We start from the raw sequence: 11,402 nt of genomic DNA, 5'->3' as shown, positions 1-11,402 counted from the left end.
CCGCACGGCGTCCACCGGCCCAACCGCGAGGCCCGGACGTCTCGGCACCCGGTTCGGTCGAGCCGGATGCACCGTCGGCAGGTCCTCGGACTGGCGGGGTACGACAAAGCGCACCGCATCACACCGTTGCGGGACAGTTCCGGATTCGCACCGGATTCCCCTGCGTCGACAGCGACCATGAGCATACATGTGGGGGCCGCTTGATGCGGCACCCCCCACATGTTGTGTCATGGCGCGCTGCGGCTCCAACGCGTAAGGGAGCAAGGTGATCCCGGGGACGGTCTGGATCTCCGCCCCGGACCCCGCGCCTCAATCGCCGTTGGGGCTTGATCTGCGGGGCTTGATCTGCTGCCCGCCCAACAGCCAAGGGCCGTCGCGCCCCTCCCGGGAAACGCAACGGCCCTCACGTCGGCCCGACCGTCAGTGACTCACCACTGCTGTCGCTGGCGGCAGTTCCACCTGGACGCCCGCGTCGCCCGCGTCCGCCGTGTAGTCCGACGGACTGGTCTCGTCCACGCCCTCCGGGGCCTTGAGCGCCCGCAGGACGAACGTCAGGACCACCGTCACCACCACGTTCAGGATGAACGCCGTGAGGCCGATGTAGCCGATCTCGCCGAGGCCGGGGATCTCCGCCGACGAGCCACCGAAGTGCTTCTGTGTCGGGCTCGCGACTCCGTACGCCGCCGACGTGCCGTAGATCATGCCGACCGCCCAGCCCGCCAGCAGCGCCCAGCGGTGGAACCAGCGCGTGAACAGGCCACCGACCAGAGCCGGGAAGGTCTGGAGGATCCAGATGCCGCCAAGGAGCTGGAAGTTGATCGCCACCGTCTTGTCCATCGTCAGAACGAAGACCAGCGCGCCCACCTTCACCAGCAGCGAGACCAGCTTGGAGACCTTCGTCTCCTGCGCGGGCGTCGCGTCCGGCTTGATGAAGTCCTTGTAGATGTTCCGGGTGAACAGATTCGCCGCCGCGATCGACATGATCGCCGCCGGCACCAGCGCGCCGATGCCGATCGCCGCGAACGCCACACCCGCGAACCAGTCCGGGAACATCGTCTCGAACAGCTGAGGGATCGCCAGCTGACCGTTCTGCACCTTGATACCGGCCGCGATCGCCATGAACCCGAGCAGCGCCAGCAGACCCAGCATCAGCGAGTACAGCGGCAGGATCGTGGTGTTGCGGCGGATCACATCACGGCTGCGCGAAGACAGCGTCGCCGTGATCGAGTGCGGATACATGAACAGCGCGAGCGCCGAGCCCAGCGCCAGCGTCGCGTAACCCCACTGGCCCGCCTCGCCCGGCGCCAGCGCGCCACGTGGCTTCTCCGTCGCCGGGTTGATCTGCGCGAACGCGTCGCCCGCCTTCGCGAAGATGTCGTCGAAGCCGCCGAGCTTGATCGGGATGTAGATGATCGCCACCGCGATGACGATGTAGATCAGCGCATCCTTGACGAACGCGATCAGCGCCGGCGCCCGCAGGCCGGACGAGTATGTGTACGCCGCCAGCACACCGAAGGCGATCAGCAGCGGCAGGTCCTTGACGAACCAGTTGGTCGTCTCGCCACCGCCGACGCCCATCACATCGAGTACCGCCTGGATGCCGACCAGTTGGAGCGCGATGTACGGCATCGTCGCCAGGATGCCGGTGACGGCGACCGCCAGCGAGAGACCCTTCGAGCCCCAGCGCCCGCGCACGAAGTCCGAGGTGGTGACGTATCCGTGCTTGTGCGACACCGACCACAACCGCGGCAGGAAGGTGAAGATCAGCGGGTAGACGAGGATCGTGTACGGCACGGCGAAGAAGCCCGCCGCGCCGGCCGCGTAGATCGCCGCCGGGACGGCGACGAAGGTGTACGCCGTGTACAGGTCGCCGCCGAGCAGGAACCAGGTGACCCAGGTGCCGAACGAACGGCCGCCCAGGCCCCATTCGTCGAGGCTGTCGCTCTCGGCCTTGCGCCAGCGCGCGGCCAGGAAGCCCATGACCGTGACGGCCAGGAAGAAGAAGATGAAGACGCCGAGTGCGACGCCGTTCACGCCGTCCTTCACTTCGACGCACCTCCCTTGTGGGCGCGCTGGTCACGCTGCCACAGCTGGTAAGCGATCATGGTGAGTGCGGTCGAGATGACCACCCAGAGCATCTGGTACCAGTAGAAGAACGGGATCCCGATGAAGGCCGGTTCGGTCTTCGCATACGAACTGACCCAGAGCATTGCCACAAACGGCGCGAAGAGGCAGACGGCGACGATCACGCGCACCGGCGTGATGACCGGTGGTTTCGCTTCAGGAACTTCAGGCACTTCCGGCGCTTCTGGCGCCTCAGGCTCTGCTGACATACGGCGACTCCGTCCCCTCGCTGATCACCTGTACCTGTAATGCGCAGGAAATGTAGGCGAGGCTTTCGAACCGAGTCACCCCCCGTCCGCATATCGGTACGGCAACGACTTCGCGTCGCGCCCGGGCACGGTGGCGGTAAACATGACATAGCGCCGCAACGGCAGTTGCGGCGCTGTGCCGATGAACCTCGGCGGGGCAGGGTGTGCGGGTCGGACCGCGGTTCAGGGAGCGGGGCGCTGAAGCCTCGCCACGAACTTGTACCGGTCGCCCCGGTACACCGAGCGCACCCACTCCACGGGCTCGCCCTGCGCGTCGAGCGAGTGGCGCGACAGCATCAGCATCGGCAGGCCCACGTCCGTACCGAGCAGCCCCGCCTCGCGCGGCGTGGCCAGCGAGGTCTCGATCGTCTCCTCGGCCTCGGCCAGATGGACGTCGTACACCTCCGCCAGCGCCGTGTAGAGCGAGGTGTACTTCACCAGGCTGCGCCGCAGCGCCGGGAAGCGCTTGGCCGACAGATGCGTCGTCTCGATCGCCATCGGTTCGCCGCTCGCCAGCCGCAGCCGCTCGATCCGCAGCACCCGTCCGCCGGCCGAGATGTCCAGCAGTCCGGCCAGCGTGTCGTCGGCCGTGACATACCCGATGTCCAGCAGTTGCGAGGTGGGCTCGAGGCCCTGGGCCCGCATGTCCTCGGTGTACGAGGTGAGCTGCAGGGCCTGCGAGACCTTGGGCTTGGCCACGAAGGTGCCCTTGCCCTGGATGCGCTCGAGGCGGCCCTCGACGACCAGTTCCTGGAGCGCCTGGCGCACCGTCGTACGCGAGGTGTCGAACTCCGCGGCGAGTGTGCGCTCCGGCGGCACGGGCGTGCCGGGCGGCATGGTCTCCGTCATGTCCAGCAAGTGGCGCTTCAGCCGGTAGTACTTGGGCACGCGCGCGGTACGGGTCTGTGCCCCGCCCTCGGTCTCGGTGCCGCCCCCGTCCGTGGCCATGGCCCGCCTTCCCGACTCTTGTGCTGCTGCCGTCACCGGCTCCTCCGTCTGTTGCGGCTCACATGGTGGCACGGTCCGGTCGCGGGTCGTCGACCTCCCTCAGGTGTCGGTCCGATAACGGAGGTGACAGCCCTTCTTATACACCCTTGACACCCCTAAAGGTCTAGGCCAAGCTCCCGAGTACTGGTCTAAACCATTAAAGACCAGGACCCAGCCCCACGAGCAGTACTCGTCGTATGTCTTCGCGGTGGGCAGGGGGGTTGCAGGCATCCCTGAGGAGGGTGGCGTGAAGCGCAAGCTCATCGCGGCGGTAGGCGTCGCGGGCATGATGATCGGCCTTGCGGCCTGTGGTGATTCGGACAAGGGCGGGGACAAGGCCGGCGGCGGCGACGCCAAGGAGCTGACCGTCTGGCTGACGGTGGACGCCCAGAACAACTGGCCCGATCTCGTAAAGGCCGCCGACGACGCGATCGTCAAGAAGCACCCGGGCATCAAGATCAAGCACGAGTACTACGGCTGGCCGGACAAGAACGCCAAGCTCGACGCCGTACTCGCCACGGACAAGGCTCCGGACGTGGTCGAGATGGGCAACACCGAGATGCTCGGCTACATGACCAAGGGCGCGTTCGCCGAGGTCGACCCGAAGAAGTTCGAGCAGTCGGACGCGTGGCTGGACGGCCTCAAGGAGTCCGTCACGTACGACGGCAAGACCTACGGTGTCCCGTACTACGCCGGTGGCCGTGTCGGCACCTGGCGCAAGGACATCGCCGCCGATGCCGGCGTGAAGGCCGCCCCGAAGACGTACGCGGAGCTCACCGACGCCCTGGACAAGATCCAGGAGAAGAAGGGCGACAAGTTCAGCGCCTGGTACCAGCCTTCGCCGGACTGGTACGCCGCGATGTCCTTCGTGTACGACGCCGGTGGCTCCATCGCCAAGAAGGACGGCGACACCTGGAAGGCCAACCTCTCCTCGCCCGAGTCCCTCAAGGGCCTCAATGAGTACAAGTCGATCCTCGACAAGTACATGCACGGCGACAAGACGAAGGACGAGTCCGACCGTCCGGTCGTCTTCGGCCAGGGCAAGTCCGCGACCATCTTCAGCGCGGCCTGGGAGGGCGGCACGGCCGCCGACCCGAAGAACGACAAGGTCGGCAAACTCGCCGACAAGCTCGAGAACTTCGTGATGCCAGGCCCGAACGGCAAGGCCCTTCCCGTCTTCCTCGGCGGCTCCGACCTGGCCGTCCCGGTCAAGTCCAAGGCGCAGGACGTCGCGGCCGAGTGGATCAACGCCTTCACCGGCGCCCAGGGCCAGAAGGGTCTGCTCGCCAAGGGCAACCTGCCCAACAACAAGACCGACCTGGCGACCCTGAAGAACGACCCGAAGACGGTGGTCCCGGCCACCGCCGCCGAGTCCAACTGGTTCGTCCCGATGGCACCGGGCTGGGGTCAGGTCGAGAAGGCCCAGACCCTCAAGACCATGCTGCAACAGATCGGCACCGGCAAGAAGTCGGTGGCGGACGCCGCGAAGACCGCGGACGCCGCGATCGACAAGGTCATCAACACCAAGTGACCTATGGGCAGGGCCCCGTCACCGCGACGGGGCCCTGCCGCTCGTACCGGGAGAGGGACCGCTGAGGAGCACGGGATGAGTGCCGCAGAGACAACCACCGCCACGGTGCCGCCGACGCGGCAATCGCCACGACCGGGGACCGGCGCAACCACGCCGGCGAAGCCCGGCAGAAAGCCGACAACGGGCGGGACAGGAGTGCCCTGGCTGCTGCTCGCGCCCTGCCTGCTCATCCTTCTGCTCGTCCTCGGCTATCCGCTGGTACGGCTGGTCACCCTCTCCTTCCAGAAGTTCGGCCAGCCCCAGCTGTGGGGCTTCAAGGACCCGGAGCCGGTCGGCTTCGACAACTTCTCCAAGATCCTCGGGGACAGCGAGTTCTGGACCGTCGTCATACGGACCGCCGTCTTCGCCTTCAGCGCCGTGGTGCTGACCATGGTCATCGGCATGCTGGTCGCGCTGCTGCTGCAACGGGTCTCCGGCTGGGTGAAGACCCTGATCAACATCGCGCTCGTGGCGAGCTGGGGCATGCCCATCATCGTCGCCACCGCGATCTTCAAGTGGCTCTTCGACGCCGACTACGGCGTACTCAACTGGCTGCTCTCCAGGCTGCCCGGAGTCGACATGATCGGCCACAACTGGTTCGCCAGCGGCCCCCAGGGCCTCGCCGTGATCATCCTGCTGGTGGTCTGGGGCGCCGTGCCCTTCGTCGTGATCACACTCAGCGCAGGCCTCACCCAGGTGCCCAAGGAGCTCGAAGAGGCCGCCCGTCTCGACGGCGCAGGCGCCTGGGGCGTCTTCCGCTTCGTCACCCTGCCGATCCTCAAGCCCATCATCGTGATGCTGACGACGCTCTCGGTGATCTGGGACATGGGTGTCTTCCCGCAGGTCTTCGTGATGCGCAACGGCCATCCCGAGGCGGAGTTCCAGCTGCTCACCACGTACTCGTACGACAAGGCCTTCGTCGTCAACGATTACGGCACCGGCTCGGCGATCGCGCTTGTCACCGTGATCCTGCTGCTCGGTGTGGTCGCGGTCTATATGCGCCAGATGCTCAAGATCGGAGAGGTGGAGTGACTTCGACCGCCGCGGCTCGCGCCGCCACCCGCCGTCCCAGGAAGAGCCGGCTCGGCTGGAATCTGCTCGGCCTCCTTGTCTTCGTCACCGCGGGCTTCCCGGTCTACTGGATGCTGAACACGGCGTTCAAGCCGGCCAAGGACGCCATCGACCCCGACCCGCACTTCTTCCCCAACGTCTTCACGACGGAGAACTTCCGGCGGGCCCTGGACATCGCCGACTTCTGGGGACCGGTCGGACGCAGCCTGACCGTCTCGCTCGTCGTGGTCGTCATCGGCATCGCGGTCGGCATGCTCGCCGCGCTCGCGATATCCCGGTTCGCCTTCCGTGGCCGCAAGATCGTGATCGTCGGCATCCTCGCGGTCCAGATGATTCCGCTGGTCGCCATGATCATCCCGGTCTTCCTGCTGCTGAACGACCTCGGTCAGTACGACAAGCTCACTGGCTTGATCATCACGTATCTGACCTTCATCCTCCCCTTCACGGTGTGGACGCTGCGCGGATTCATCGTCAACATCCCCAAGGAGCTGGAGGAGGCGGCGATGGTCGACGGCTGCACCCGCACCGGCGCCTTCATCCGCGTGGTCTTCCCGCTGCTCGCCCCGGGCATGGTCGCCACCTCGGTCTACGGCTTCATCCAGGCCTGGAACGAGTACCTGTACGCACTGATGCTGATGAGCCAGCAGAACCAGACCGCCACCGTGTGGCTGGGCAACTTCACCACCAAGAACGGCACCGAGTACGCCCCGATGATGGCGGGCGCCACGATGATGGCCATCCCCATCGTGATCCTCTTCCTCCTCGTCCAGCGCAAGATGGCCGCGGGTCTGACGGCCGGCGCAGTGAAGGGATGACGCCGTCCACATGACAACTCTCGTACGCAGTACAGACACCCTGACCCGCGACGCGCTCGCCGTCCTCCAGCCGGGCTTCGTCGGCACCACCGCACCGGACTGGCTGCTGCGCCGGATCGGCGAAGGCCTCTCGGCCGTCGGCCTGTTCGGCCGCAATATCGTCTCGCCCGGTCAGCTGGCCGCGCTCACCGCGCAGTTGAGGGCCGAGCGGGACGACGTACTCGTCGCGATCGACGAGGAGGGCGGGGACGTCACCCGGCTCGAGGTGCGCACCGGCTCCTCCTTCCCCGGCAACTACGCGCTGGGCACGGTGGACGACACGGACCTCACCCGGGCCGTCGCCCGAGAGCTCGGCCGCCGGCTCGCCGAGTGCGGCGTCGACCTCAACTGGGCGCCGTCCGCGGACATCAACTCCAATCCGGACAACCCGGTCATCGGCGTACGGTCCTTCGGTGCCGACACCGCGCTCGCCTCCCGCCACACCGTCGCGTACGTCGAAGGCCTCCAGTCCTCCGGAGTCGCCGCCTGCACCAAGCACTTCCCCGGACACGGCGACACCAATGTGGACTCGCACCACGCGCTGCCCCGGATAGACGTGGATCTCGACACGTTGCACGCCCGTGAGCTGGTGCCTTTCCGCGCCGCGATCGCGGCGGGTTCCAAAGCGGTGATGAGCGCGCATATCCTGCTTCCCGCGCTCGACCCGAACCGCCCGGCGACGCTGAGCCCGCAGATCCTCACCGGTCTGCTGCGCGAAGAGCTGGGCTACCAGGGCCTGATCGTCACCGACGGCATGGAGATGCAGGCCATTTCGGCGGCGTACGGCATCGAGCGCGGCTCCGTCCTCGCGATCGCCGCGGGCGCCGACGCGATCTGTGTCGGCGGCGGCCTGGCCGACGAGGAGACCGTACTGCGGCTGCGCGACGCGCTGGTCGCCGCGGTACGGGACGGCGAACTGCCCGAGGAGAGGCTGGCCGACGCGGCGGCGCGGGTACGCGCCCTCGCCGACTGGACGCGGCGGGCCAGGGGGGCTGCAGCGGAGCCGGGCGCGGCTTCACAGGAGGGGACCGCGCCCGGCACCGACATCGGCCTTGTCGCGGCGCGCCGGGCGGTGCGGGTGACAGCGGGGGAGGCGCCGTACGAACCGCTGACGAGCCCTCCGTACGTAGCCGCTTTCACACCGGTCGCGAACATCGCCGTGGGGGACGAGACTCCGTGGGGAGTGGCGGCGGAGCTGGCCGCGATACTGCCGGGCACGACGACCGACACATACGGCAGCGCTGCTGACGGTACGACCGATACACCCTCTTTGGTAGGAAATGTGCTGGGTCTTGCGGGGGACCGTAGGATCGTCGCTGTAGTACGCGACGTCCACCGCCACCCCTGGATGGCCGACGCTCTGGACGCCCTGATCGAGGCCCGTCCCGACACGGTCGTGGTCGAGATGGGTGTGGACCGGGCGGAGCCGAGGGGGGTCCTGCACATCGCGACCCATGGCGCCGCCCGCGTCTGCGGACGGGCCGCCGCGGAGGTCATCGCCGGCAAGGGCGCCGGGGTCTGACCGACGCGGGCCGTGCTGTACCGGGAGAACCTTCCGTCCCCGGCACAAGGAATCCACATGGAGGCAGCCAGCATGTCCGCCACGAGTTCGGCCGAACAGAGCGAGCGCCCGGGCCGGATCATGTCCGGCGAGATGGCGGAGCAGCCGGCGGTGCTGCGGCGCATCCTCGAGGAGGGCGCGCCGAAGATCCGCGAGGTGGCGGCGGCGATCGCGGCCCGCGGCCCGCGCTTCGTGCTGCTGACCGCGCGCGGCACGTCCGACAACGCCGCGCTGTACGCGAAGTACCTGCTCGAGATCCAGCTGGGTCTGCCGTGCGGGCTGACCTCCATGTCGACGACGACGGCGTACGGAGCACGACCCGATCTGACCGACGTCCTGGTCATCACGGTCAGTCAGTCCGGCGGCTCACCGGACCTGGTGGCGTCGACGAAGGCGGCGCGGGAGGCGGGCGCGATCACGCTGGCGGTGACCAACAACGCGGATTCCCCGCTGGCGGCGGTCTCCGAATTCCACATCGACATCCTGGCCGGCCCGGAGAATGCGCTCCCGGCGACGAAGACGTACACCGCGTCGCTGCTCGCGCTCTATCTGTTCGTGGAGGGTCTGCGCGGCGGCGACGGCGCGGCGGCGAAGATCCTCCCGGAGCTCGCCGCGCAGACCCTGTCCCGCCAGGACGAGGTGCGGCAGCTGGCCTCCCGCTACCGCTTCGCCGAGCGGATGGTGATCACGTCGCGGGGTTACGGCTACCCCACGGCGAAGGAGGCCGCGCTGAAGCTGATGGAGACGAGCTACATCCCGGCCCTCGCGTACTCCGGCGCGGATCTGCTGCACGGCCCGCTGGCCATGGTCGACAACATCTCCCCGGTCATCGCGGTGGTCACCGACGGCAAGGGCGGCGAGGCCCTCCAGCCGGTCCTCGACCGCCTCCGCGGCCGCGGCGCGGACCTGGTGGTGATCGGTCCCGAGCCCCAGGTCGACGCGGCCTCGGCGGGCTTTGTCCTCCCGGTGGACGGAGTCCCGGAGGAACTCCAGCCGATCCTGGAGATCCTGCCGCTGCAGCTGCTGGCGTACGAGGTGACGATCGCGCGTGGCCAGGACCCGGACGCGCCGCGCGCTCTGGCGAAGGTGACGGAGACGCACTGAACGGTGACGAGCCCCGCTGACAGAGGCTGAGGGGGCACGGGCACCCGCGGGCCGCGGCGCCGTGACGGGACCCTCAACCCGTACGGCACCGCAGCCCGGAGCTGCTCCGGCCGGCAGGTGTGCGGTCCCGCTCGGCCGTGTGAGAGGTATCGACGCAGTCAGGGCAGAGAGCGCCGGGTACCTCGTTCCACTCTCCTGTGCGGGGAGGGTGGAGGCTTTACTCAAACATTGTGGACTAGACCATTCTCCACTGTCCATCCGTCTGCAGAGCTTAGTTCCGGTCCATCCTCCGGCACGGGCGGACGGCTCAACCGGTTCACCCCGAAGGTACGCTCGCAGATGTGCCCTCCATGAACGACCTCGTACGCCAGCACACAGCCCTCAGTGAATCCGACCTCGAGTGGCTCCATCTGCTGGTCTCGGAGTGGCAGCTGCTCTCCGACCTCTCCTTCGCCGACCTCGTCCTCTGGGTCCCCACCCTCGACGGCACCCGCTATGTCTCGGTGGCCCAGATGCGGCCCAACACGGGCCCCACCTCCTACCAGGACGACATGGTCGGCCATCTCGTCCCCCGCGGCCGCCGGCCGCTGCTCGACGCCGCGCTCGACGAGGGGCGGATCGTGCGCGAGGGCGACCCGGAGTGGCGCGAGGAGGTGCCGGTGCGGGTCGAGTCCATCCCCGTACGCCGCGAGGGCCGAGTCCTCGGCGTCATCGCCCGCAATACGAACCTGCTGACCGTACGGACCCCTTCCCGGCTGGAGCTCACCTACCTCCAGTCCGCCTCCGACCTCGCCCAGATGATCGCCGCAGGATCGTTTCCCTTCCCCGGGCAGCAGGTCGACATGGATGCGTCGCCGCGCGTCGGCGACGGGCTGATCAGGCTCGACGCCGACGGCGTCGTCCAGTACGCGAGCCCCAACGGCCTCTCCGCGTACCACCGCCTCGGCCTCGCCTCCGACCTCGTCGGACATCACCTCGGCCAGACCACCGCCGAACTCGCCCCGGCGCGCGGTCCGGTCGACGAGGCCCTGGTCAAACTTGCCAGCGGCTACGCGCCGCGCGAGACCGAGGTCGAGGGCTACGGCGGGGTCATCCAGCTGCGCGTCATCCCGCTCAAGCCCAAGGGTGTCCGCATCGGCTCTCTCGTACTTCTCCGCGACGTCACCGAACTCCGCCGCCGCGAGCGCGAGTTGATAACCAAGGACGCCACCATCCGGGAGATCCACCACCGGGTGAAGAACAACCTCCAGACGGTCGCCGCCCTGCTCCGTCTCCAGGCCCGCCGGATGGATTCCGAAGGAGGCCGGGAGGCGCTCAACGAGGCGGTACGGCGCGTCGGTTCGATCGCGATCGTCCATGAGACGCTTTCCCAGAATCTGGACGAGCGCGTCGAGTTCGACGAAATCGCGGACCGGGTGATCGCGATGGTCGCCGAGATCTCGCCGGGCAAGGTCGACTGCCGCCGTACGGGACGGTTCGGGATCCTGGACGCCGAAGTCGCCACACCGCTCTCCATGGTCCTGACCGAGGTGCTGCAGAACGCCCTTGAGCACGCCTTCGCGCAGGGGGAGCGCGGCTCGGTCGAGGTCGCAGCCGTGCGGGCCGATCAGCGCGCGGAGACCAGCCGGCTGCTGATCACCGTCCAGGACGACGGCCGCGGTCTGCCTGAGGGCTTCGATCCGCAGCGCGCCGGCAACCTGGGTCTGCAGATCGTACGGACCCTGGTGGAAGGGGAGTTGGGCGGAACCTTCGACATGCTCCCGGTCCCGGCGCCCGGTCGTGGCACCCGCGTCGTCCTCGACATCCCTGTGCAGGGCGAGAAGCGGAAGTAGGAGAGCCGGAACAGCAATGAGCCCCGGACCGTGTGGAACGGTCCGGGGCTC

The 11,402-nt window shown here is 68.1% G+C and carries 9 protein-coding genes and 1 riboswitch; of the genes, 6 read left to right on the top strand and 3 right to left on the bottom strand.

The window, feature by feature from the left end; all coding sequences use genetic code 11:
• Positions 1-58 precede the first annotated feature (58 nt).
• A riboswitch (cobalamin riboswitch) is annotated at positions 59-195 on the bottom strand.
• 225 nt (positions 196-420) lie between these two features.
• The 3 genes from mctP to AB0D12_RS24100 all read right to left on the bottom strand — a co-directional run bounded on the left by mctP (position 421) and on the right by AB0D12_RS24100 (position 3,320).
• Positions 421-2,046: a monocarboxylate uptake permease MctP gene (gene mctP, locus AB0D12_RS24110; protein WP_362686451.1), complete on the bottom strand. Its 1,626-nt coding sequence runs from the start codon at positions 2,044-2,046 to the stop codon at positions 421-423.
• Positions 2,043-2,297 (bottom strand): DUF3311 domain-containing protein, encoded by a 255-nt coding sequence (locus AB0D12_RS24105; protein WP_362686841.1) that lies wholly within the window; start codon positions 2,295-2,297, stop codon positions 2,043-2,045. Before AB0D12_RS24105 ends, mctP begins: the two co-directional genes overlap by 4 nt.
• 258 nt (positions 2,298-2,555) lie before the next feature.
• Positions 2,556-3,320 carry a GntR family transcriptional regulator gene (locus AB0D12_RS24100; protein WP_327325982.1) on the bottom strand — a complete coding sequence of 255 codons (765 nt, stop codon included), beginning with the start codon at positions 3,318-3,320 and terminating at the stop codon, positions 2,556-2,558.
• A gap of 286 nt (positions 3,321-3,606) precedes the next feature.
• On the opposite strand from AB0D12_RS24100, the gene AB0D12_RS24095 reads away from it, so the two are divergent.
• The 6 genes from AB0D12_RS24095 to AB0D12_RS24070 all read left to right on the top strand — a co-directional run bounded on the left by AB0D12_RS24095 (position 3,607) and on the right by AB0D12_RS24070 (position 11,351).
• Entirely contained in the window at positions 3,607-4,890 is a 1,284-nt protein-coding gene (locus AB0D12_RS24095) for an extracellular solute-binding protein (protein WP_362686447.1), read from the top strand.
• A gap of 75 nt (positions 4,891-4,965) precedes the next feature.
• Positions 4,966-5,961, top strand: a complete 996-nt coding sequence (locus AB0D12_RS24090) for a sugar ABC transporter permease (protein WP_362686444.1) — start codon at positions 4,966-4,968, stop codon at positions 5,959-5,961.
• Positions 5,958-6,815 carry a carbohydrate ABC transporter permease gene (locus AB0D12_RS24085; protein WP_362686441.1) on the top strand — a complete coding sequence of 286 codons (858 nt, stop codon included), beginning with the start codon at positions 5,958-5,960 and terminating at the stop codon, positions 6,813-6,815. The genes AB0D12_RS24090 and AB0D12_RS24085 overlap by 4 nt, the downstream gene beginning before the upstream one ends.
• Positions 6,816-6,825: 10 nt before the next feature.
• Positions 6,826-8,376 (top strand): glycoside hydrolase family 3 protein, encoded by a 1,551-nt coding sequence (locus AB0D12_RS24080; RefSeq protein ID WP_362686438.1) that lies wholly within the window; start codon positions 6,826-6,828, stop codon positions 8,374-8,376.
• 72 nt (positions 8,377-8,448) lie between these two features.
• A complete protein-coding gene (locus AB0D12_RS24075; protein WP_362686435.1) occupies positions 8,449-9,519 on the top strand; it encodes an SIS domain-containing protein in 1,071 nt (356 codons plus the stop codon).
• Between the two features lie 350 nt (positions 9,520-9,869).
• Positions 9,870-11,351 carry a histidine kinase N-terminal domain-containing protein gene (locus tag AB0D12_RS24070; protein ID WP_362686838.1) on the top strand — a complete coding sequence of 494 codons (1,482 nt, stop codon included), beginning with the start codon at positions 9,870-9,872 and terminating at the stop codon, positions 11,349-11,351.
• Positions 11,352-11,402: the final 51 nt, after the last annotated feature.

Source organism: Streptomyces sp. NPDC048479, from assembly GCF_040651435.1.
Classification (GTDB): Bacteria; Actinomycetota; Actinomycetes; order Streptomycetales; family Streptomycetaceae; genus Streptomyces.
This window is presented reverse-complemented; position numbering and strand designations above follow the sequence as displayed.